The organism is Symbiopectobacterium sp., from assembly GCF_051710365.1.
Taxonomy (GTDB): Bacteria; Pseudomonadota; Gammaproteobacteria; order Enterobacterales; family Enterobacteriaceae; genus Symbiopectobacterium.
In genome coordinates this window covers 13,993-36,890 of the sequence record NZ_JBPETA010000007.1, presented here as the reverse complement: position 1 = coordinate 36,890, position 22,898 = coordinate 13,993, and the positions used below count along the sequence as shown (strand labels likewise).

The 22,898-nt window shown below is 52.3% G+C and carries 17 protein-coding genes and 3 pseudogenes; 10 read left to right on the top strand and 10 right to left on the bottom strand.

Features of this window, described 5'->3' with window-relative positions; translation table 11 throughout:
* The first annotated feature begins 253 nt into the window (after positions 1-253).
* Positions 254-1,327 (top strand): PLP-dependent cysteine synthase family protein, encoded by a 1,074-nt coding sequence (locus ACTBDZ_RS01455; RefSeq protein WP_438813950.1) that lies wholly within the window; start codon positions 254-256, stop codon positions 1,325-1,327.
* Between the two features lie 95 nt (positions 1,328-1,422).
* Positions 1,423-2,121, top strand: a complete 699-nt coding sequence (gene queC / locus ACTBDZ_RS01450; protein WP_438813949.1) for a 7-cyano-7-deazaguanine synthase QueC — start codon at positions 1,423-1,425, stop codon at positions 2,119-2,121.
* A gap of 49 nt (positions 2,122-2,170) precedes the next feature.
* Here the strand turns inward: queC and ACTBDZ_RS01445 are convergent.
* From ACTBDZ_RS01445 to bolA, 9 genes and pseudogenes are all read right to left on the bottom strand, one after another.
* A pseudogene (locus tag ACTBDZ_RS01445) lies at positions 2,171-2,600 on the bottom strand (acyl-CoA thioesterase).
* Between the two features lie 139 nt (positions 2,601-2,739).
* Complete coding sequence (locus tag ACTBDZ_RS01440) at positions 2,740-3,078, bottom strand: ComEA family DNA-binding protein (RefSeq protein ID WP_438813948.1); 339 nt, start codon at positions 3,076-3,078, stop codon at positions 2,740-2,742.
* Positions 3,079-3,411: 333 nt separating this feature from the next.
* Positions 3,412-5,298, bottom strand: coding sequence for a peptidylprolyl isomerase (gene ppiD / locus ACTBDZ_RS01435; protein ID WP_438813947.1), 1,887 nt, complete (start codon positions 5,296-5,298; stop codon positions 3,412-3,414).
* A 290-nt stretch (positions 5,299-5,588) separates the two neighbouring features.
* Positions 5,589-5,861 (bottom strand): nucleoid-associated protein HU-beta, encoded by a 273-nt coding sequence (gene hupB, locus ACTBDZ_RS01430; protein ID WP_195315237.1) that lies wholly within the window; start codon positions 5,859-5,861, stop codon positions 5,589-5,591.
* 196 nt (positions 5,862-6,057) lie between these two features.
* Positions 6,058-8,466, bottom strand: coding sequence for an endopeptidase La (gene lon, locus ACTBDZ_RS01425; protein WP_438813946.1), 2,409 nt, complete (start codon positions 8,464-8,466; stop codon positions 6,058-6,060).
* A gap of 213 nt (positions 8,467-8,679) precedes the next feature.
* A complete protein-coding gene (gene clpX / locus ACTBDZ_RS01420) occupies positions 8,680-9,954 on the bottom strand; it encodes an ATP-dependent protease ATP-binding subunit ClpX (RefSeq protein ID WP_438813945.1) in 1,275 nt (424 codons plus the stop codon).
* Between the two features lie 113 nt (positions 9,955-10,067).
* Entirely contained in the window at positions 10,068-10,691 is a 624-nt protein-coding gene (gene clpP / locus ACTBDZ_RS01415) for an ATP-dependent Clp endopeptidase proteolytic subunit ClpP (protein WP_438813944.1), read from the bottom strand.
* A gap of 469 nt (positions 10,692-11,160) precedes the next feature.
* Positions 11,161-12,465, bottom strand: a complete 1,305-nt coding sequence (gene tig, locus ACTBDZ_RS01410) for a trigger factor (RefSeq protein ID WP_438813943.1) — start codon at positions 12,463-12,465, stop codon at positions 11,161-11,163.
* Positions 12,466-12,751: 286 nt separating this feature from the next.
* A complete protein-coding gene (gene bolA / locus ACTBDZ_RS01405) occupies positions 12,752-13,063 on the bottom strand; it encodes a transcriptional regulator BolA (RefSeq protein WP_438813942.1) in 312 nt (103 codons plus the stop codon).
* A 239-nt stretch (positions 13,064-13,302) separates the two neighbouring features.
* On the opposite strand from bolA, the gene ACTBDZ_RS01400 reads away from it, so the two are divergent.
* The 8 genes and pseudogenes from ACTBDZ_RS01400 (at position 13,303) to ACTBDZ_RS01365 (ending at position 22,185) form a co-directional block, all read left to right on the top strand.
* Positions 13,303-13,881, top strand: coding sequence for a lipoprotein (locus tag ACTBDZ_RS01400; protein ID WP_222159884.1), 579 nt, complete (start codon positions 13,303-13,305; stop codon positions 13,879-13,881).
* A gap of 54 nt (positions 13,882-13,935) precedes the next feature.
* A pseudogene (ampG, locus tag ACTBDZ_RS01395) lies at positions 13,936-15,415 on the top strand (muropeptide MFS transporter AmpG).
* 396 nt (positions 15,416-15,811) lie between these two features.
* Positions 15,812-16,777, top strand: coding sequence for a cytochrome o ubiquinol oxidase subunit II (gene cyoA, locus ACTBDZ_RS01390; RefSeq protein ID WP_438813941.1), 966 nt, complete (start codon positions 15,812-15,814; stop codon positions 16,775-16,777).
* Positions 16,778-16,781: 4 nt separating this feature from the next.
* The gene (cyoB, locus tag ACTBDZ_RS01385; RefSeq protein WP_438813940.1) at positions 16,782-18,773 is read left to right on the top strand and encodes a cytochrome o ubiquinol oxidase subunit I; all 1,992 of its coding nucleotides are present in this window, start codon (positions 16,782-16,784) and stop codon (positions 18,771-18,773) included.
* Positions 18,763-19,386, top strand: coding sequence for a cytochrome o ubiquinol oxidase subunit III (locus ACTBDZ_RS01380; RefSeq protein ID WP_438813939.1), 624 nt, complete (start codon positions 18,763-18,765; stop codon positions 19,384-19,386). Before cyoB ends, ACTBDZ_RS01380 begins: the two co-directional genes overlap by 11 nt.
* Entirely contained in the window at positions 19,386-19,715 is a 330-nt protein-coding gene (locus tag ACTBDZ_RS01375; protein ID WP_438813938.1) for a cytochrome o ubiquinol oxidase subunit IV, read from the top strand. Before ACTBDZ_RS01380 ends, ACTBDZ_RS01375 begins: the two co-directional genes overlap by 1 nt.
* A 14-nt stretch (positions 19,716-19,729) precedes the next feature.
* Positions 19,730-20,620, top strand: coding sequence for a heme o synthase (gene cyoE / locus ACTBDZ_RS01370; protein WP_438813951.1), 891 nt, complete (start codon positions 19,730-19,732; stop codon positions 20,618-20,620).
* Between the two features lie 185 nt (positions 20,621-20,805).
* Positions 20,806-22,185: an MFS transporter gene (locus tag ACTBDZ_RS01365; protein ID WP_438813937.1), complete on the top strand. Its 1,380-nt coding sequence runs from the start codon at positions 20,806-20,808 to the stop codon at positions 22,183-22,185.
* Positions 22,186-22,219: 34 nt separating this feature from the next.
* On the opposite strand, the pseudogene ACTBDZ_RS01360 reads toward ACTBDZ_RS01365, so the two are convergent.
* A pseudogene (locus ACTBDZ_RS01360) lies at positions 22,220-22,712 on the bottom strand (YajQ family cyclic di-GMP-binding protein).
* Positions 22,713-22,898 lie beyond the last annotated feature (186 nt).

Sequence of the window (22,898 nt, the reverse complement as noted above, 5' to 3'; positions counted from 1 at the left end):
TGGCGATGGTCAAAGCGCTTAACCGGATCACGCTATTAGGAATGCCGAACAGTATTCGCATCACGTAACAATCGACCCGATGGGGCACAGTCGTTACAAGTTCTGATTTATTCAACAAAGCCCCCCAATAAAGAAATTAAAAAGAAAAAAACACCCTTTAAACTATCAATTGAAGTTAAAAAAACAATCCTTTTTTCCGCAAAACCAGATAGGCTATCCCTATAAATGCAAAACAGGTAAAGAGAGCAATAACATGACAACGGCATGGGTGAAACAGGCCATTAGCGCTATAGAAGCGGATTTTCAGCGTTCAGCCGATACCCATCTGATTCGCCTGACGCTACCGCACTATCCAGGGATTTACTTCTATCTCAAAGATGAAAGCACGCACCCAAGCGGCAGCCTGAAACATCGTCTGGCACGATCGCTGTTTCTCTATGGCTTGTGCAACGGCTGGATTAAGGAAGGCACCCCCATTATTGAAGCGTCTTCCGGCAGCACCGCCATCTCGGAAGCCTATTTTGCTCGTCTGTTGGGCCTGCCTTTTATTGCCGTTATGCCCAGTTGTACAGCCAAGCGCAAAGTGGAGCAGATTGCCTTCTACGGTGGACACTGCCACTTCGTTGAGCAATCCAACCAGATCTATGCGGCATCGGAGCAACTGGCTCGTGAACTGAACGGCCACTATATGGATCAGTTTACCTACGCTGAACGCGCTACCGATTGGCGCGGCAATAACAATATTGCTGACAGTATTTTCCGCCAGATGGCGCGTGAACCCTATCCGGTTCCCGATTACATAGTAATGAGTGCAGGTACTGGCGGCACTTCTGCTACCTTAGGTCGCTATATCCGCTATCAGGGCATCGACTCACAGTTGATGGTGGTCGATCCTCAGAACTCGGTGTTTTTTGATTACTATCATCAACGCGACCGCACCCTGACGGGACGCTGTGGCAGTAAAATTGAGGGGATTGGTCGCCCACGCGCAGAACCCTCTTTTATTCCTGACGTGATCGACAGCATGATGCAGGTGCCGGATGCAGCCAGCATTGCCACACTGTATTGGCTGGAGAGTATTCTGGGACGCAAGGTCGGCGCATCCACTGGCACTAACGTCTGCAGCATGTTGCAACTGGCTAACCAGATGCGCGCGCAGGGTAAGCAAGGGGCGATTGTCACCTTGCTGTGTGACAGTGGGGAGCGCTATCTGGATACCTATTACAATGCCGAATGGGTAGCGCAAAACATCGGCGATATCAGCCCGTATCTGGCGCAACTCAACGCGGGGCAATCACAGAATCAACGAGAGCTGATTTTGGCCTGATACCGAGTTAACGCTGAAAACGACGCGTTTTTGCTATAGCATGTACCTCTTACGTCACACTGGGCATATTGCCCTTGAGCACCAAAGATAAAGCAATGACAAAACGCGCGGTTGTCGTTTTTAGCGGCGGGCAGGATTCCACCACCTGTCTGATTCAGGCACTCAGCCTGTATGATGAAGTGCACTGTGTCACATTCGACTACGGTCAGCGCCACCGGGCGGAAATCGATATTGCGCGCGCGCTTGCAAACCAATTGGGCGCCAAAGCACACAAAGTGCTGGATGTCGGTTTACTCAATGAATTGGCTGTCAGTAGCCTGACACGCGACAATATTGCCGTACCCGATTACGACGCCTCTGCGTCCGGTATTCCGAGCACGTTCGTGCCCGGACGCAATATTCTGTTTCTTACGCTGGCAGCCATTTACGCCTATCAGGTCGGCGCTGAAGCGGTTATCACTGGCGTCTGTGAGACCGACTTTTCGGGCTACCCTGACTGCCGAGATGAGTTTGTCAAAGCCCTGAATCACGCTATCGTGCTTGGCATCGCCCGTGATATTCAGTTTATTACACCGCTCATGTGGCTCAACAAAGCGGAAACCTGGGCGTTAGCTGACCATTACCACCATCTTGATACGGTACGCAGCCAAACGCTGACCTGCTACAACGGGATTCAGGGCGACGGTTGCGGCCACTGCGCCGCATGTCATTTGCGTGCAAATGGCTTAACGCAGTATCAGCAGGATCGAGTCGGAGTAATGGCATCAATGAAACGTAAAACCGGTTTGCAATAAGGTCAACCGGATAGCGGGGTGAGCAGGCTCGCCTCTCCCCCCGCATTCACTAGGCTAGCGGTGAATCATCGGATGATGGTGGCTGCATAAACGCCTGCAAATGCGCCAACAGCTCGCCTTCCAGCGGCAATGCCTTTTGCGTCGTCAGATCGATACATACAAAGGTTAAGGTAGCATCAGGCCACCGCAGCCTCATCCGTAGTACGCACCATCTTTTGGCTAATCACCCCACTTTTGGCATTCAGGTGCAACAACGCACTTTCGATACGCAACACGTCCCCTAATACCGCCGGGGTACGATAATTGATGTTGATATTGACCACGATAAACGCAATGCCGTGCTGTTGCATCCACTGGAAAGCGGGCAAATTCTCCAGCCATTGCCAACGCGCCTCCTCCATAAACTCCATATAGCGCGTGTTATTGACATGCTGATAGACATCAATGTGAAAGCCGCGAACGGTAATAAAGGTATGCACCACGTAATGACTCCTCAACGGATTAACGCCACAAACTGGTTGGACCTGACGCTAAGGTTAGCAGAAAATAACGGCAGTGAATAACCTCACTGCCGCGCAGGCATCGCATCAGAAAGCAGGATTACAACGCATCGGACGCTTACAGCACGAGGCGGGCCCGGTTATTCTCAATCAGCGTCGGCCCGATACCGGGCACCTCCTGCAATTTTGCAATGTCGGTAAAAGGACTATTCTCATCGCGATATTGAACTATCGCCTCCGCTCTGCGCGCGCCTATCCCTTGTAGCTGGGTCAATTGCTGTACGGTCGCCGTATTGATATTCACCGTTTCCTGTGTCGAATCCCTTGCCTGTGACGTTGGCGATGAGGCACCACCGTTTGTTGCCTCCTCTCCCGTTTTCGCCAGAACCCCGCCCGTAAAAGCGGATAACCCCAGGGCCAGACACAAACACAGCGCTGACATTCCTTTCCTTTTCATACGGTATCTCCCTATTGATTAATTGGCAGGTATAGGGTGCCGAAATAAGGGAGATCGCACAAACCACAGTGTTGAAATGTGGAAAAGGCCGCGAAAGCGGCCTTTTGTTGTTACAGCGGATTACAAATTAATGCATATACCCTTCATACTTCAAGTTGCAGATGCGTTGGCTGCGCTTACTCACCCCAGTCACTTACCTGAGTAAGCTCCTGAGGATTCGCTCCCTTGCCGCGTTACGAGACTCATAAATGAGTCTCACCCTAAAGGGCCAGCGCAAGCGCTGTTCAAAACGTTAACGTTTTGTCCTGCAACTCGAATTATTTTGGGTATCGCTTATTGAGGTTGCTGCTCCTGAGCGGCGGCACCTAATTTAATGGTCGCTTCGGTGCGCAAGCTGGAAACCAAAATATCAAACAGCGTTGTCACCGCACTCTGCTCAACCTGGCTGGTAAACTGTGCTTTCTGCTCATCAGTGATGGCGTGGGGTTTCACGCTATCCAGCGCAACCAGCACCACATTGCCCGCCTGATCGCGCGCAACACCGTAGCTCACCTTGTCCTGTTGCGGCACAGGCAGGGCAAACACGCTTTCTGCCAACACATTGCCCTGAGAAACGGAGGAGAGCGTCTCTGGCGCGCCAAAGCTGAGGTTGGCCGCTTTCAGCGAGTCATCTTTACCTTGTTTCAGGTCAACCAGGATTTTTTCAGCCTGTAGGTTAGCCTGCTGCTGCGCTTTCTGCACTTTCAGCACCTGTACAATCTCGTCACGCACCTGATCCAGAGGACGCCGCGTTTCTGCACTGTGATCGGTGATACGCAGCACGATCGCACGATCGCCATCAACGCCAATCACATCGGAGTTGCTGCCCGGTGCACCGTTATCGCCTAACAGGGTGCCGCCGAAAATAGCCTGCGTCACCTGCGGGAAGTTCAGCTCAGCAGGCACTTGATCGTGACTAAACCAGGTCGTCTCAGTGGCTTTTTGCCCCGCCGCCTCTTCCGCCGATGCTAGCGACTCATTGTCATTGCTTGCCGCTTCGCTGACTTTACGTTGCAGGGCAAAGAATTCATCCAGCGCTTTTTCACGTTTTGCTCTGACAGCGATGTCATCACGCACCGCGCTCAACGGTTTAACCTGCGCGGCCTGAATGTCATCCAGACGTACAATCAGGTAACCCACAGAGGATTTTATCGGCTTGGAGAGTTGGCCTTTTTCGGTCAGTTTTGCCTGCTGCAATTCATCGACCGTGGCATTGGCATCCATCCAGCCCAGATCGCCACCATTACGGCGCGATACCACATCCTGCGATTTTTCTTTTGCCAGCGCGGCAAAATCGGCACCGTTTTTCAGTTCATCCAACACGGCACGGGCGTCCGCCTCGGTTTTGAGCTGAATCACACTAAAGCGCTTGCGCTCAGATTGGGTAAACTCTTGCTTATTCTTCTCGTAAAACGCCGCGATATCAGCATCAGTGATTTTCACACTGTCCATAACGCGAGCGGCATCCAGCAGCAGGTAGCTGACTTTGAAGGCTTCCGGGTCGATAAAACGGCCTTTGTTGCTGTCGTAATAGCCCTTGACCTCTTCATCCGTCACGTTCAGCGTTTTGGCAATCGCCGCCACGTCAATTGTTGCCGTTCTCACCACACGATCCTGAGCGGCCTGCGCCACCAGACTGTCGATCTCTTTTGGCAGCGAGAATTGCGTCGCGCCCAGCCCCTGAATCAGTTGCTGTGTGACCAGTTGCTTACGCAGCAATTCCGCGTAGCGATCCGGTGTCAGACCCAAACGACGTACCTGATCCAGGTACTTTTCGTTATCAAACTGGTTGTTGGTCTGGAAAGCGGGAACAGCGAATATGGCCTGTTTGATCTGTGCATCGCTGATGTTAAGCCCAAGCTTACGGGCGTATTGGTCAATCAGCGCCTCATCGATCAGCTGCGAGAGCACCTGCTGACGCATCTGCTGCATATAGCCGTCATTGCCTGCCAGCACGGAAAAGTTTTCTCCCAACTGTTCCTGCATGCGGCTACGCTCGTTTTGCACCGCTTGTTCAAACTGCGCGCGACCTATTTCCTGCCCATTGACTTTGGCGGCGTAATCGTTAGAGCCGCCGATAAGGTAATCACCCACGCCCGTCAATACGAAGGAGGCGATGATCAAGCCCAGAATAATTTTCAGCACGACGTTATTAGCGGCCGCGCGTAAATTGTCCATCATAATGTGACAACACTCCGCTGTAGTATGGATAACACGCCCTGCGTTGGCTAAAACCACGCTTCCCTGCGCGTCTGGCGAACCGTAAGCCAGAACATGAACTGCCAGAGAGAGGAGCGGGAAAGACGTTACGCCGCAACGCGACGCCCCGCAGGGTGATGGGCAGTGTTCGCCCGTCATAAAAAAGGCACATCATAAAATGATGCGCCCCTTATCTTACCTTACCGACACCGTGGCGTCAGGTAATGTTTGGTAACGTACTCGGATTACAGCACAAACCTGTGACGAGATAATCAGTTAACGGCGTCTTTCAGCGATTTACCGGCACGGAAGCCCGGTACTTTTGCTGCTGGAATGCTGATTTCCTTGCCCGTTTGCGGATTGCGCCCAGTGCGAGCTGCACGCTCACGCACGGAGAACGTTCCAAATCCTACCAGTGCAACGTCATCCCCTGCTTTCAGAGAATCGGTAACAGAACCAATAATTGCATCTAACACACGCCCTGCTGCCGCTTTGGAAATATCAGCATCTGCGGCAATTTTGTCGATCAATTGTGACTTGTTCACTCTCTCATCCCCTCTGAAATCCTGTTGTCACGCTGAATATCCCAAAACGCGACACGTAGCTTTTTTCAATCCTGTCAAACCTTAGCACAGCGTACTGGCTAAGACTAACAGTGCCATAACTTAGCGGTACAAAAAAACGCTGGCAAGCGCCATTTCTGCTGCCAGCGTGATTTTTCTCAAGGGTTTTTGCGATAGGTCACTCTCTCGCGGCCTTGGCAGGCACCGCTTTCGCCTTGGCAGGCGCTCGCTTGGCCTTGACAGGCTCCGGCTGCATACCGTCTGGCGGGTTTTGTAACGCTAACGCAAGCACTTCCTCGATACGTTTGACCGAGTGAATCTCCAGGTCCGCAATCACATTCGGCGGAATCTCTTCCAAATCGCGTTTGTTTTCGTCAGGAATCAATACCGTCTTAATGCCACCGCGATGGGCTGCCAACAGCTTCTCTTTCAAGCCCCCGATCGGCAATACCAAGCCCCGCAGCGTGATTTCCCCGGTCATCGCGACATCGGCACGCACCGGGTTACCCGTCAGGCAGGAAACCAGCGCGGTACACATGGCGATCCCGGCGCTTGGGCCATCTTTGGGAGTTGCCCCTTCCGGCACATGCACGTGGATATCACGTTTTTCATGGAAATCGGCATTGATACCCAGTCGTTCAGCACGAGCACGCACCACGGTGAGCGCCGCCTGGATAGACTCCTGCATCACTTCCCCGAGTGAACCGGTATAGGTCAATTTCCCCTTGCCCGGCACGCACGCTGTTTCAATGGTCAGCAAATCACCGCCAACTTCCGTCCAGGCCAACCCAGTGACCTGCCCAACGCGGTTTTCTTCATCCGCGCGGCCGTAGTCAACGCGCTGAACGCCAAGGAAATCTTTAAGGTTATCGCCCGTAATCTCAATATGCTTAACGGTTTTATCCATCAACAGCGTTTTTACCGCTTTACGGCACAATTTGGAGATTTCACGCTCCAGACTACGCACGCCAGCTTCACGCGTGTAGTAACGGATGATTCCGGAGATAGCACTGTCATCAACGGTCAATTCACCTTTCTTCAGTGCGTTGCGTTCAATCTGCTTCGGTAGCAAATGGCGCTTGGCAATATTGAGCTTCTCATCCTCGGTGTAGCCAGACAGGCGAATCACTTCCATACGGTCCAGCAACGGCGCAGGAATGTTCATCGAGTTAGAGGTCGCAACAAACATCACATCGGACAGATCGTAGTCCACTTCCAGATAGTGGTCGTTGAAAGTGACGTTCTGCTCGGGATCCAATACCTCAAGCAGCGCCGACGCCGGATCGCCACGCATGTCAGACGACATCTTGTCGATCTCATCCAACAGGAACAGCGGGTTTTTTACCCCAACCTTGGCCATCTTCTGGATCAGTTTGCCCGGCAGTGAGCCGATGTAAGTACGACGGTGACCGCGAATTTCCGCTTCATCACGTACGCCGCCGAGCGCCATACGCACGTACTCACGCCCTGTTGCCTTGGCGATGGACTGCCCCAGTGAGGTTTTCCCCACCCCCGGCGGCCCAACCAGGCACAGAATCGGCCCTTTGATTTTGCTGACACGGCTTTGTACCGCGAGATATTCAAGAATACGCTCTTTGACGCGATCCAGACCGTAGTGGTCGGTATCCAGGGTTTCCTGCGCTTTGACCAGGTCTTTTTTCACCTTGCTGCGCGCATTCCACGGTACCTGAACCATCCAGTCGATGTAGCTGCGCACCACTGTCGCCTCAGCGGACATCGGTGACATCATCTTCAGTTTTTGCAGTTCTGCTTCGGCTTTTTCCCGCGCTTCTTTCGGCATCTTGGCCGCTTCAATCTTGCGTTTCAGCGCTTCGTGTTCGTCCGGTGCATCGTCCATCTCACCGAGCTCTTTCTGAATCGCTTTCATCTGCTCGTTGAGGTAGTACTCGCGCTGGCTTTTCTCCATCTGCTTTTTCACGCGACTGCGAATACGTTTTTCCACCTGCAACAGGTCGATTTCCGATTCCATCATCGCCATCAGATATTCGAGGCGTTCCATAATATCAGACATTTCCAGCACGGACTGTTTGTCAGCCAGTTTCAACGGCATGTGGGCGGCAATGGTATCCGCCAGACGTGCTGCATCTTCAATGCTGTTCAGCGAGGTCAACACTTCCGGCGGGATTTTCTTGTTCAGTTTGATGTATCCCTCGAACTGATTGACCGCCGTGCGCATCAGGACTTCCTGCTCGCGCTCTTCAATCGCCGGCGACGAGAGATATTCCGCCTGGGCAGCAAAATGTTCACCACCGTCAGACAGCGTGGTGATACGCGCACGCTGCAACCCTTCGACCAGCACTTTGACCGTGCCGTCCGGCAGTTTCAGCATTTGCAGAATGGAGGCGACCGTTCCTACCGAGAAAAGATCGTTAATACTGGGTTCATCCGTTGAAGCCTCTTTTTGTGCCACCAACATGATCTTTTTATCGTGATCCATCGCGGCTTCAAGGCAACGAATCGATTTCTCCCGGCCAACAAACAACGGAATGACCATGTGCGGATAAACCACCACATCGCGCAACGGCAATACGGAGATTTCAATGCGTTCGGAACGCTCAGGGTTCATAGAGCTCTCTCTTAGTTTCGTTTCCGCCAGGTTAAAGGAATCTCGTGAAACGCGGATGTCACGGGTTTCGCCAACAAGTATTGGAGTATATGGGGATAAATATCCGACATTCAACGACCAGAACATGCGAAAAAAAATGGGAGATAAAATCTCCCATTTCAGACTGGTGACAACGACCCTTTAGGTACGTTTGTCAGGTGTGCAATTGACGATTTATTCGCCAGACGCCTGCTGCGCTTCAGGTTTGCCGTAGATCAGTATGGGCACTGATTGACCGGCAATCACCGACTCATCAATCACCACCTTATCGACGCTCTCCATGGAGGGCAGGTCGTACATGGTGTCCAGCAACGCCGCTTCCACAATGGAGCGCAAACCGCGTGCACCGATTTTACGCGCCATGGCTTTCTTGGCAATCGACGTCAACGCTTCTTCACGGAATTCCAGCTCAACCCCTTCAAGATTGAACAGCGCCTGATACTGTTTGGTCAGCGCGTTTTTCGGTTCGCGCAGGATCTGGATCAGCGCATCTTCGCTCAGCTCTCTCAGCGTCGCGACCACCGGTAAACGGCCGATAAATTCAGGGATCAGGCCGAACTTGATCAAATCGCCCGGTTCTACCTGGCCCAACAATTCGCCTTCGGTAGCCTTTTGCGCCGTACCCTTCACCGTTGCGGCAAAACCGATACCGCGACCGGTATCAACACGCTGCTCGATCACTTTATCCAGGCCAGCAAATGCCCCACCGCAGATGAACAGGATCTTGGAGGTATCAACCTGCAAAAACTCCTGCTGCGGGTGCTTGCGCCCACCTTGCGGCGGTACCGCAGCGATGGTGCCTTCAATCAGTTTCAGCAGAGCCTGCTGCACCCCTTCGCCCGACACGTCACGGGTAATAGAGGGGTTATCGGACTTACGTGAAATCTTGTCAATTTCGTCTATGTACACAATGCCGCGCTGGGCTTTCTGTACGTCGTAATCGCATTTTTGCAGCAGCTTCTGGATGATGTTTTCCACATCTTCACCCACGTAACCCGCTTCGGTCAGCGTGGTGGCATCCGCCATGGTGAAAGGCACATCCAGGAAACGGGCCAGCGTTTCAGCCAACAGGGTTTTACCGCTCCCTGTCGGGCCAATCAGCAGAATGTTACTCTTGCCCAGTTCGATGCCGTTGCTGCTGTCGCCATTACGTAAGCGCTTGTAGTGATTGTAAACCGCAACCGCCAGAACCTTTTTCGCCTGCTCCTGACCAATCACATAATCATCCAGGTGACGGCGAATTTCATGGGGCGTGGGTAACGCACTGCGTTCACGATGCAGAGCCACTTCCTTGATCTCTTTGCGAATGATGTCATTGCACAGATCGACACATTCATCGCAGATATACACTGACGGCCCGGCAATCAGCTTACGGACCTCATGCTGGCTTTTGCCGCAGAAAGAACAGTACAGCAACTTCCCTGAACCGTCTTTGCGCTTGTCTGTCATCAGTAAACCTCTTCTTTTATCTCTTGCCCGCAGGCCCAACAGCGATATCACTTCAACCTGAATCACGCGCAAGCGCGCATTCGTGAACCACAGGTACGCTATGGCCGGCGGCGTTATTCGCGGTGTGTCATCACGGCGTCAACCAATCCATACTCTACTGCTTCATGGGCAGAGAGGAAACGGTCACGCTCAGTGTCACTCTCTATCACTTCGAGAGGTTTGCCCGTATGTTCAGCCATCAGCTCATTCATACGTTGCTTCACTTTCAGTATTTCACGCGCATGGATTTCGATATCCGTTGCCTGCCCCTGAAATCCCCCCAGCGGTTGGTGAATCATCACGCGCGAATTCGGCAGGCAGAAACGCTTGCCCTTGGCACCGGCAGTGAGCAGGAAAGCCCCCATAGAGCAGGCTTGTCCCATACAGATGGTGCTGACATTCGGTTTAATGAATTTCATGGTGTCGTAAATCGACATCCCTGCGGTAATCACGCCACCCGGAGAGTTGATGTACAGATAAATATCTTTTTCCGGATTTTCGGCTTCCAGGAAAAGCATCTGAGCAACGATCAGGTTGGCCATGTGATCTTCCACCTGACCCGTCAGGAAGATGATGCGTTCTTTAAGCAGTCGGGAAAAAATATCGTAAGAACGTTCCCCGCGCGAAGTCTGTTCTACCACCATCGGCACCAAAGCCATTTGGGGTGCTAATTTTTCTTGTTCGCCACTGTATAACATTCACCTCTCCTCGATAAAATGCTTTTGGTGCCATGTATCAGATTCTACTTGAGATAACGGCGGTTGACTATCACGGTCACCTCGACGTATCCCTTAAGAACGACACCGACTCGCCAAAATCTATGACCACGCGCCTCTGTTTCTTCTAGTTGGGGCATTGCGCGCTATTTCAAGCTTACACTATCCTTTATTTTAGATTAAAGGGGTATAGTGCCCACCGCGTTTACAACGCTTTGCATAGCAAACCGCATTTTGCATAGAAAATAATATTTTGCACGCCCAAGAGACAATGCGGATTTTATCACTCGCGAAACGTTTCAATGCCACACCCACACAGTTTTATCATAGTGCAATCTGGCGCATCCGTGGCGATAGGTCTTTTCAAACGTAAATCAATGATAACAAAAAGCCCACACCAGAGGCACGGGCTTTTTTTGGCAAAGATAACCGACCGAAGCCAGACAGCGAATTACGCCGTAGCAGGCTGATTCATCAGATCGTTGAAACTGACGGCTTTCTCGACCACTTTCGCCTTAGACAACACCACTTCAACCGCTTGCTCTTCCAGAGCAACGTTGCGCATGTTGTTCATCAGCTCTTTGTTTTTGCTGTAGTAAGCAACCACTTCCTGCGGATCTTCGTAGGCAGAAGCCATCTCTTCGATCAGCGCGTTAACGCGATCATCGTCCGCTTTCAGTTCGTTGGTGCTGATCACTTCGCCCAGCAGCAGACCCACGACAACGCGACGTTTAGCTTGCTCTTCAAACAGTTCACGCGGCAGTTCAGCCGCTTGCTTGGCGTTGCCACCAAAGCGTTGTGCCGCTTGTTGACGCAGAACGTCAATTTCGCCGTCAATCAGCGCAGCAGGAACGTCGATGTCATTGGCTTTCACCAGACCGTCGATCACCTGAGACTTGATACGGTTACGCACTGCGCCTTTCAGCTCACGCTCCATGTTTTTACGCACTTCAGCGCGCAGACCCTCAACAGAACCATCCGCCACGCCGAAACGTGCGATGAATTCCGCGGTCAGTTCCGGCAGTTCACGCTCTTCCACTTTCTTCAGGACGATAGCGAACTGCGCTGCTTTCCCTTTCAGGTTTTCAGCGTGGTAGTCTTCTGGGAAGGTCACGTCGATAGTGAACTCTTCACCGGCTTTGTGACCCACCAGACCTTCTTCAAAGCCTGGGATCATGCGGCCCTGGCCCATAGCCAGAACGAAATCAGACGCTTTACCGCCATCAAACACTTCGCCGTCGATAGTGCCGGTAAAGTCCACGGTTACGCGATCTTCTGCGCCAGCGGCAGCATTGGTATCTTTCCAGGTGGCTTGTTGCTTGCGCAGCGTTTCCAGCATGGCATCAACGTCAGCATCAACCACGTCAACCAGCGGTTTTTCAACTTCGATGGTGTCCAGGCCTTTCAGCTCTACTTCCGGATAAACTTCAAACTCTACCGCGTAGGTGAAATCGGCATTCAGCTTGTATTCGCCCGGCACATAGTTCGGTGCACCAACGGGATTGATTTTTTCTTTAATGATGGCGTCAACGAAATGACGCTGCATCAGATCGCCCAACACGTCTTGACGCACGGAAGCGCCATAACGCTGAGCGATAACGTTCATCGGCACTTTGCCTTTACGAAAACCGTCAACGCGCGCTTTTTTAGCAACGTTAACCAGCTCTTTTTTTACCGCTTCTTCAATGCTATCAGCAGTGACGGTAATTGTTACGCGGCGACCAAGGCCTTGGGTGGTTTCAACTGAAACTTGCATCTTGTTACCTCAAAAAATCACAGTGCTCGGTCAGCTCCAAAACCATATACGCATGGGTGTCGGTTTGGACATAACCCCACAGAACCGGGACAGCAACAGCTGGTATCTGAACCCTGTTCCTTGTCGTCAGAAGCGTCCCGATGACATTTCCGGAAAATAAGACGCGGCATTATAGCGGCATAGACGGAGTGAGTCGAGAAAAGCGCGCAGACTATTATGACAAGATAAGCGCGCTTTGATGCCGGTCACCTCTTATACGTCTCTTTTTATGCGTCGTTGGCATCAATCAGGCGTCAATACCAGCACCGCCACAGGCAGGTGATTTCGGGGCCTGGCCCTGCGCATCGGACCACTCTTGCGGCGTGTAAGTATGCAGCGCCAGCGCGTGCAGGCCATTTTCCAATTCCGTCGCCAGCGTGGCATAAACCGCGCGATGACGGCCAATGGTGCGCTGTCCGGTAAAGGTTTCACTCACCAGTACCACCTTAAAATGGCTTTGCGAGCCCGCAGGCACGCGATGTTGATAACTTTCATTGATTACATCCAGATGCGTGGGGGCGAAAGCAGCGCGCAATTTCGCCTCAATGGTGGCATGCATGAAGTAGTCCCTTGTTGCTTGTTGATCTTGCCAGACAGTATATTCCACTGGCAACAAAATGAGGTGAACACACTATCGATCAATCCGGCGATCGCGAAATCTCACCGCATCGCGCCGAAAAAATGGCCATTTCCAGAGTATTTCCCCTGAATTCGTCCTTTCACCCGCTGCCGGCAATGGTATGATAACGGGAATTTTTTACCAGCGAACCACCCTAATCATTACTGAGAAAATGCACAATGTTAAAAAAACTGTTTTTTCCCGTATTGGCCGTGCTGATGCTCGCCGGATGCGCCAATCAAAGCAATACGCTTGATGTCTCTCCTAAAATTAACGTGCCAGCGCAAGACCCAACCCTGATGGGCGTCACTGTCAGCATCAACGGGGCCGATCAACGTGCCGATCAGGCATTGGCCAAAATCAACCGCGACGGGCAACTGATCGTTTTGACCCCTTCACGCGATCTTCGTTTCCTGTTGCAAGAAGCGCTGGAAAAACAGATGTCTGCGCGCGGTTACATGATCGGTACCGGTGGTCCGGTTGCGCTGCAAATCGTGGTAAACCAGCTGTATGCTGACGTATCAGAAGGCAACCTGCGTCATAATATCACCGCACGCGCGGATATTTCGATCATCTCTCAGGCGGCCAACGGCAACAAGCAGGTCAAAAATTACCGCTCAACCTATAACGTTCAGGGCGCCTTGACCGCGACCAACGAAAAAATCACCAACGCTGTCAATACGGTATTGGGCGATGTCATCAATGATATGGCACAAGACACCACTGTCAGCAGCTTCATTAAGGCTAACGCCCGATAATTCCCACGCTGTTTTCCTCTATCCTGCTCTGTGGGATAGAGGAAAGGATCTGCCATGCTACATCGCTTTTTTACCCTTTTTCGTCAGCCGTATTCGCTGTCGCTGCTGCTACTGGGTTTTGCGTCTGGACTACCGCTGGCGCTGACCTCAGGTACGTTGCAGGCATGGATGACGGTCGCTAACGTCGATTTGAAAACCATCGGTTTCTTCTCCCTGGTAGGGCAAGCCTATGTTTTCAAGTTTATGTGGGCACCGATGATGGACCGTTACACCCCGCCCTTCCTCGGCCGTCGCCGCGGCTGGCTGGTCAGTCAGGTGTTGCTGATTGGGTTGATTGCCTCAATGGCGCTGCTGGAACCCGGTAAGCATCTGTAGTGGTTAGCCGCGATTGCGGTTTTGGTGGCATTTTGTTCCGCCTCGCAGGATATCGTGTTTGACGCTTACAAAACGGACCTGCTACCCGCCGATCAGCGCGGCTCAGGCGCGGCCATTTCCGTACTGGGTTACCGTCTGGCCATGCTGGTTTCCGGTGGATTGGCGCTGTGGCTGGCCGATCGTTATCTCGGCTGGCACGCCACCTATGTGCTGATGGCACTGTTGCTGCTGCCGGGTATCATTGCTACCTTGCGCGCGCCTGAACCGGTGTTGGATGCCCCAGCACCGCGTACCCTTGAGCAGGCAATGTTTGCCCCGCTGCGCGACTTCTTTTCGCGCAATAACGCCTGGCTGATTTTATTGCTGATCGTGCTGTATAAGTTGGGCGACGCCTTTGCGATGAGCCTGAGTACCCCGTTCCTGATTCGCGGCGTAGGTTTCAATGCTGGCGACGTCGGACTGGTCAACAAAACGTTGGGGTTACTCGCCACCATTATTGGTGCCTTGTACGGCGGGTTGTTAATGCAACGTATGACCTTGTTCCGTGCGCTGCTGCTATTCGGCATCTTGCAGGTCTAACTAACGCAGGCTACTGGCTGCTGGCGATCAAGACCAAACATCTGGTCAGCATGGCAGGGGTTATCTTTCTGGAAAACCTGTGCGGCGGGATGGGTACAGCGGCGTTCGTGGCGTTACTGATGACCTTGTGCAACACGTCGTTTTCCGCTACCCAGTTTGCGCTGCTTTCCGCACTCTCTGCCGTGGGGCGCGTCTACGTTGGCCCGATCGCAGGCTGGTTTGTAGAGACCCATGGTTGGGCCTGGTTCTATTTATTTACCATTGCGATCTCGGTGCCGGGATTAGTCCTGCTATTAGTATGCAGACAAACCCTGGAGTACACCCAGCGTACCGGCACATTCATGGTACGTATGACCTATCCCCGCTATTACCGCTTCACGCTGCGTCTACTGGCCGCCGGGTGTGCGCTGTTATTCATCTGGCTGACCTTGACCATCGCCCACGCGTTGGGTACCAATGCGGTTGAAACAATCAATGATAACCTTCTGATGCTATGGGTATTTTTGTCATTTCGGGGGCGCTTTTTGGTAGTGTGCTCGACTATTTATCGCTGCGTAATTCACCGTCATCTGAAGCCTGAAAGTAGCGATAAACCTGCGTGGTTATCACCGCATCGTATTATTTTTTTTCACTAGTCTGCTATCAGCCAACGTTATTTTTTTACGTTGGTTCACTTTTTTCTGGCTATTTAATTGTTGGGAAAATGTGTGAGAGGCAATCATGTTGGTTCGATGGAAAATTCCTCTTCAGGCGGGTTGTAATTTTTTTTTATCCATCCATACTTCTCTACGGGATAAATTTTAATTCACTGTTTTTAATAAAATTTTCCTAACGACAAGGTAATTGTGACATTCAGGGCAAAAATCAGCAACAAAGCGCTGACATAACCTTAATCATGTTTACAGTGCAGTAACCTTACCGTAAAATGCACGCTCGCATGAAATGACAATAGAGCCCTTGTTATTGAGGTCGCTAGATGAGACTCAGGAAATACAATAAAATTTTTGGGACGTTGTCTTTATTCGCTGCCGCAGCACTACTGAGCGGTTGTGATATGGCATTGATGAACCCCAAAGGACAGGTCGGGTTGGAGCAACGGTCGTTGATTCTGACGGCACTCGGGTTGATGTTGATCGTGGTTATTCCGGTAATCGTGATGACCATCGCTTTTGCCTGGAAGTTTCGCGCTTCCAACACCAAAGCGAAATACACCCCGAACCGGTCACACTCCAACAAGATTGAAGCGGTGGTATGGACAGTTCCCATCATCATCATTCTTATTCTGGGTACCATTACCTGGAAAACCACCCATTCACTGGATCCGTATAAGCCGTTGGTCTCCGAGGCCAAGCCGATTACCGTCGAAGTGATTTCACTCGACTGGAAGTGGCTGTTTGTTTACCCGGAATTAGGTATCGCCACGGTCAACGAGTTAGCGTTCCCGACCAATGTGCCGGTGAATTTCAAAATCACCTCCGATACCGTAATGAACTCTTTCTTCATTCCGCGTCTGGGTGGGCAGATTTATGCGATGGCGGGCATGCAAACCAAACTGCATCTTATCGCCAACGAGCCGGGTAAATATGACGGTATTTCTGGTGGTTACAGCGGGAAAGGCTTCTCCGGCATGAAATTTACTGCCATTGCCACGCCAAGCCAGCAGGAATTCGACCAGTGGGTTGCCACCGTGCGTGCCTCCAGCAAAACGCTGAACAGCACGGAGGAATTCAATACTCTGGCCAAACCCAGCGAATTCCACCCGGTAGAGTACTTCTCCAGCGTGCAACCTGAGCTGTTTGAAAACCTGATTCGCAAATTCACGCAAAGCGGCGGTGCGCCTGCGCATCACCATGCTGAAGGCGAAACGCAGCAAGGTGGCATGCAACACGGTGACAATATGAACATGAGCGAGCACGCCTCGCACCAAGGCGCCGAGGGATAAGACGATGTTCGGAAAACTAACTCTTGATGCGGTTCCGTATCATGAACCCATTATTATGGTTACGGTGGCCGGCATCATCGTCGGCGGCCTCGCCCTTTTGGCGGCCATCACTTATTTCGGTAAATGGAAGTGGCTGTGGGCTGAATGGTTTACCTCGGTAGACCACAAACGCATCGGCATCATGTATATGATCGTTGCGTTTATCATGATGATTCGTGGCTTTGCCGATGCCATCATGATGCGTGGTCAGCAGGTCTTGGCGTCTGCCGGTGAGGCGGGCTTCCTTAATGCCCACCACTACGATCAGATATTTACCGCGCACGGCGTGATCATGATTTTCTTCGTGGCAACGCCGTTTTTGGTCGGTTTGATGAACCTGGCGGTGCCGCTGCAAATCGGCGCGCGCGACGTGGCCTTCCCTTTCCTTAACTCGCTCAGCTTCTGGCTATTCGTGGTAGGGGTTGTCCTGATCAACCTGTCGCTGGGTATCGGTGAGTTTGCGCAAACCGGTTGGGTGGCCTATCCGCCGCTTTCCGGCAAGGAGTACAGTCCTGGCGTAGGGGTGGATTACTGGATATGGAGTCTACAGATCTCCGGTCTGGGTACTACGCTGACTGGCGTCAACTTCCTCGCGACCATTATCCGTATGCGCGCACCGGGTATGACGCTGATGAAAATGCCGGTCTTTACCTGGACGGCACTGTGCACCAACGTGCTGATCATCGCCGCCTTCCCGATTTTGACCGTAACCATCGCCTTGCTGACTCTGGATCGCTATCTGGGCACCCATTTCTTTACCAACGATATGGGCGGCAACATGATGATGTACATCAACCTCATCTGGGCCTGGGGCCATCCTGAGGTGTACATTCTGGTTCTGCCCATTTTCGGCGTTTACTCCGAAGTGGTTGCCACCTTCTGTAAGAAGCGTCTGTTCGGTTACACCTCGCTGGTGTGGGCGACCATCGCCATTACCGTACTGTCGTTTATCGTCTGGCTGCACCACTTCTTCACCATGGGGTCTGGCGCGAACGTTAACGCCTTCTTTGGTATCGCCACCATGATCATTTCCATCCCGACCGGGGTGAAAATCTTCAACTGGCTGTTCACCATGTATCAGGGCCGAATCCAGCCGAACTCCGCCATGTTGTGGACCACCGGTTTTATCATCACCTTTACTATCGGTGGGATGACCGGGGTGCTGCTGGCGGTGCCGGGTGCCAACTTTGTGCTGCACAACAGTCTGTTCCTGATTGCGCACTTCCATAACGTCATCATCGGCGGCGTAGTGTTTGGTATTTTTGCCGGTATTACCTACTGGTTCCCGAAAGCGTTTGGCTTCACGCTGAACGAAACCTGGGGCAAACGCGCGTTCTGGTTCTGGATTATCGGCTTCTTCACCGCCTTTATGCCGCTGTATGTGCTGGGCTTTATGGGCATGACCCGTCGCCTCAGCCAACAGATCGATCCACAATTCCACTCACTGCTGGTCGTTGCCTCTGTCGGTGCCGCACTGATTGGCCTTGGCGTACTGTGCCAATTGATGCAGTTCTATGTCAGTATCCGCGATCGAGACCAAAACCGCGATTTAACCGGTGACCCGTGGGGTGGCCGCACGCTGGAGTGGGCAACCTCTTCCCCGCCGCCGTTCTATAACTTCGCCATCGTGCCGAACGTTCAGGAACGCGATGCCTTCTGGGAACAGAAAGAGCGCGGTGAAGCCTACAAAAAACCGGTCAGCTATGAAGAAATTCATATGCCGAAAAACACCGGCGCTGGCGTGATTATCTCAGCGTTCAGTCTGGTGTTCGGCTTCTCCATGATCTGGCATATCTGGTGGATGGCGATTGCCGGTTTCGTCGGCATGATCGTGACCTGGATTTTGCACAGTTTTAACCGCGATGTGGATTACTACATTCCGGTCAAGCAAATCGAAGAGATTGAAAACCAGCACTTCGACAATATCAGCAAAGCAGGTGTGAAACATGACAACTGAAACTCTGACGCATCATCACGCTGCTCATGACGCCCATGCCGAGCATGGGCACCACGACGCCAGCGGCACCAAGGTGCTGGGGTTCTGGGTTTACCTCATGAGCGATTTGATCATTTTCGGCTCATTGTTCGCCACCTATGCCGTGCTGGTAACTGGCACGGCGGGCGGTCCGTCCGGAAAAGAGCTGTTTGATCTCAAGTTTGTGCTGGTCGAAACCTTTGCGTTGCTGTTGAGCAGTATCACCTTCGGCATGGCGATGATCGCCATGTACAAAGGCAACGTGGCGCGCATCAACACCTGGCTGGCTATCACCTTCCTGTTTGGTCTGGTATTTATCGGGATGGAAATCTATGAATTCCATCACCTGATCGCAGAAGGATACGGCCCGGATCGCAGTGCGTTCCTGTCGGCCTTTTTCGCGCTGGTCGGCACCCACGGCGTTCACGTAACCTCAGGCCTTATCTGGCTTGTGGTGATGATGATTCAGGTCTCACGCTGGGGCATCATCCCTACCGTGAAAACCCGTTTGATGTGCCTGAGCCTGTTCTGGCACTTCCTTGACGTGGTATGGATTTGTGTCTTTACCGTAGTTTATCTGATGGGGGCGATGTAATGAGTCATTCAACGACCGATCACGGCGCCAGCCACGGTAGCGTACAGTCTTATGTCGTCGGCTTTGTAATGTCAGTCATTCTGACCGTGATCCCGTTTGGTCTGGTAATGGTGGGTGCCGCCTCCCCCAGCGTGATTATGGCCGGTGTGGTTGGCTGCGCCGTGGTACAGATACTGGTTCACCTGGTCTACTTCCTGCACCTGAACAGTTCTTCTGAACAGCGCTGGAACGTGGTAGCGTTGGTGTTCGCCATTCTGATTATCGCCATCGTGGTAGTAGGATCCATCTGGATTATGCTGAGCGCGCACCACAATATGATGATTCCGTAATCGAGCCAGACATGATGATTAAGCAATACCTACAAGTCACAAAACCAGGGATCATTTTTGGCAATCTGATTTCTGTTATCGGGGGATTTCTGCTGGCATCCAAAGGCAGCATTGATTACCCCCTCTTTATCGCTACTCTGTTTGGGGTGTCGTTAGTGGTTGCGTCCGGTTGCGTCTTCAACAACGTAATCGACCGTGACATTGACAAAAAGATGGAGAGAACCAAAAACAGAGTGATGGTGAAGGGGCTGATTTCGGTCAAGGTTTCACTGAGTTATGCTGCTGCGTTAGGTATTGCCGGTTTTGCGTTGCTCTACGTGGCGGCAAACCCGTTAGCCATGTGGCTTTCAGTAATGGGCTTTGTGGTATACGTTGGCGTCTACAGTCTGTATATGAAACGCCACTCGGTATACGGCACGCTGATCGGCAGCCTGTCCGGTGCCGCACCGCCGGTGATCGGGTATTGTGCCGTAAGCAACCAGTTCGATGCGGGTGCGTTGATCCTGCTGTTGATCTTCAGCCTGTGGCAAATGCCGCACTCCTACGCTATCGCCATTTTCCGTTTCAAGGATTATCAGGCCGCCAACATTCCGGTACTCCCGGTGGTGAAAGGCATTTCCGTGGCTAAAAACCATATTACGCTGTATATCGTGGCGTTTATGGTGGCTACGCTGATGCTGTCACTGGGTGGCTATGCCGGGTATAAATATCTGGTGGTAGCAGCCTCAGTAAGTATCTGGTGGTTAGGCATGGCACTGTCGGGCTACAAAAAACCCAATGATGACAAAGTGTGGGCGCGCAAACTGTTTGTGTTCTCGATCGTTGCCATCACATCGTTGAGCGTGATGATGTCTGTCGACTCAATGACGCCAATGCAGGATGTGCTGCTCACCGCACTGCGCTAACGTTTCACCGTTCGCACGTTGAAAAAACAGACGATCCCCATCGTCTGTTTTTTTTCGCCCTTCCCCACGTTTGCTGCATTTACTGTGTCATTTTATGACCGTGCGCCAAATCAAGTAACAATGCTGCCATTTACGGCCCGATGAGTAAGGCACTACAATAGCGCCAACGCGAATTTGAGGTTTTCATGAACGATACATCCCTCACAGACAATATCATGACGCCGCGCGAACGGCGCGCAACCTGGGGCTTAGGTGCGGTTTTTTCCCTGCGAATGCTCGGCATGTTTATGGTGTTGCCAGTGCTAACAACCTACGGCATGGCATTACAAGGGGCCAGCGAATCGCTGATTGGCCTCGCAATTGGTATCTATGGTCTGATGCAAGCGCTGTTTCAGGTGCCTTTTGGTTTACTTTCCGATCGCGTCGGGCGTAAACCGCTCATCGTTATCGGCCTGCTCATGTTTGTGCTCGGCAGCGTGATTGCCGCCCTCAGCACCACGATCTGGGGCATTATTCTCGGACGTGCGTTACAAGGAGCAGGTGCGATCTCCGCCGCCGTTATGGCGCTGTTGTCCGATCTCACTCGCGAACAAAATCGCACCAAAGCAATGGCTTTTATCGGCATCAGTTTCGGTGTGACCTTTGCCATCGCCATGGTGCTTGGACCGATCGTTGCGCACGCCTGGGGATTACAGTCCCTGTTCTGGTGCATGGCCCTGCTCGCATCGCTCGGTATTGTGATAACCCTGACGCTGATCCCCTATGCCGCTAGCCATGCCCTCAATCGGGAATCCGCCATCGTGCGCGGCAGCATTCGCCAGGTGCTCGGTAACAGCCGTCTGGTAAAACTCAATATCGGCATTATGTGCCTGCATATCCTGCTGATGTCGAGTTTTGTCGCCCTGCCGCGCGTGCTAGAACAGGCAGGCCTGCCGGCAGAATCACACTGGAAGGTGTATCTGTACACCATGCTGATTTCCTTTGTCTGCGTGCTGCCCTTTATCATTTATGCCGAAGTGAAACGGCAGATGAAGCGGGTGTTTGTGGGCTGTATCGTCGTGCTGTTAGCCGCAGAGGTGGTTTTATGGATGGCAGACAGCCAATTCTGGCCTATTGTGGCAGGCATTCAGCTGTTTTTTCTGGCGTTTAATATTATGGAGGCGCTGCTGCCCTCACTTATCAGCAAAGAGGCACCAGCGGGTTACAAAGGCACCGCAATGGGGGTCTACTCCACCACCCAATTTATCGGCGTTGCTATCGGCGGCAGCATGGGCGGCGCACTGTTTCAATTCCACGGTGCAGCCTGGGTGTTTGCAGCAGGAGCGCTGCTCTGCGCGTTATGGCTGATTATCGGCGTCAGCATGAAGGAGCCGCCTTATCTGAGCAGCTTGCGCATTGCACTGCCCGATGACGCACTGGACGACTCCGCACTAGCACAAAAGATACGCATACACCCCGGCGTAGCGGAAGCCATCGTGGTACCGGAAGAGCGCAGCGCCTATGTCAAAATCGATCGTCAGAAGACCAACCGTCAACAGCTCGAAGCGCTGATCGGGCAAGCGTGAGTCACATCGGGCCAGCATCGCTGGCCCTTTGCGATTAATCGCGGAAATTGGTGAACTGGAAGGGTTGCCCCAGATTGGCTCCGCGAATCAACGCCATGACGCTTTGCAAATCGTCACGCGCTTTGCCGGTTACGCGCAGTTGCTCACCCTGAATCTGGGTTTGCACTTTCAGCTTACTGTCTTTGATCAGCTTGACGATTTTTTTCACCTGTTCAGGCTCAATGCCCTGCTTCAGTTTTGGCGTTAACGCTGTACGTCTTGCCGCTGTGTTCCATCTCTTCTGGAACCTCCAACGCGCCTGCTTCGATACCGCGTTTCACCAGTTTTTCGCGCAGAATATCAACCAGTTGCTGTACCTGAAAATCTGACTCACTGGCCACTTTGATCTGTTTGTTTTTCTCATTCAGCTCAAAGCTCGTCAGTACGTTACGAAAATCCCAGCGATTAGTCAGTTCACGTGACGCATTCTCAACCGCGTTGAGGATTTCCTGCATATCGATTTCGGATACAATATCGAAAGATGGCATAATCAATTCTCCCTGATTTATGCGTAGGAATAGAGTTATGTGGCATGCATGATACCTGTTCTCCGCAGAGAAACAACATCCGCCCGCCTTGGCGCTTGCAGTCCCTTTCTCACGCGCCATAATACGTAATTGTCAGGCAGAATGAATCAACCAAAAGATAACCGCCGCCGTCACACTGCGTGCCAC

Bases quoted from the DNA above. Each gene is read 5' to 3' on its own strand.
- ACTBDZ_RS01440 (WP_438813948.1), bottom strand. From the start codon at position 3,078: ATGAAAAGGAAAGGAATGTCAGCGCTGTGTTTGTGTCTGGCCCTGGGG.
- ACTBDZ_RS01380 (WP_438813939.1), top strand. From the start codon at position 18,763: ATGACAACTGAAACTCTGACGCATCATCACGCTGCTCATGACGCCCAT.
- ACTBDZ_RS01455 (WP_438813950.1), top strand. From the start codon at position 254: ATGACAACGGCATGGGTGAAACAGGCCATTAGCGCTATAGAAGCGGAT.
- lon (WP_438813946.1), bottom strand. From the start codon at position 8,466: ATGAACCCTGAGCGTTCCGAACGCATTGAAATCTCCGTATTGCCGTTG.
- ACTBDZ_RS01365 (WP_438813937.1), top strand. From the start codon at position 20,806: ATGAACGATACATCCCTCACAGACAATATCATGACGCCGCGCGAACGG.
- ACTBDZ_RS01375 (WP_438813938.1), top strand. From the start codon at position 19,386: ATGAGTCATTCAACGACCGATCACGGCGCCAGCCACGGTAGCGTACAG.
- clpX (WP_438813945.1), bottom strand. From the start codon at position 9,954: ATGACAGACAAGCGCAAAGACGGTTCAGGGAAGTTGCTGTACTGTTCT.
- cyoE (WP_438813951.1), top strand. From the start codon at position 19,730: ATGATTAAGCAATACCTACAAGTCACAAAACCAGGGATCATTTTTGGC.
- bolA (WP_438813942.1), bottom strand. From the start codon at position 13,063: ATGCATGCCACCATTGAGGCGAAATTGCGCGCTGCTTTCGCCCCCACG.
- queC (WP_438813949.1), top strand. From the start codon at position 1,423: ATGACAAAACGCGCGGTTGTCGTTTTTAGCGGCGGGCAGGATTCCACC.
- tig (WP_438813943.1), bottom strand. From the start codon at position 12,465: ATGCAAGTTTCAGTTGAAACCACCCAAGGCCTTGGTCGCCGCGTAACA.
- clpP (WP_438813944.1), bottom strand. From the start codon at position 10,691: ATGTTATACAGTGGCGAACAAGAAAAATTAGCACCCCAAATGGCTTTG.
- ppiD (WP_438813947.1), bottom strand. From the start codon at position 5,298: ATGATGGACAATTTACGCGCGGCCGCTAATAACGTCGTGCTGAAAATT.
- ACTBDZ_RS01400 (WP_222159884.1), top strand. From the start codon at position 13,303: ATGTTAAAAAAACTGTTTTTTCCCGTATTGGCCGTGCTGATGCTCGCC.
- cyoA (WP_438813941.1), top strand. From the start codon at position 15,812: ATGAGACTCAGGAAATACAATAAAATTTTTGGGACGTTGTCTTTATTC.
- cyoB (WP_438813940.1), top strand. From the start codon at position 16,782: ATGTTCGGAAAACTAACTCTTGATGCGGTTCCGTATCATGAACCCATT.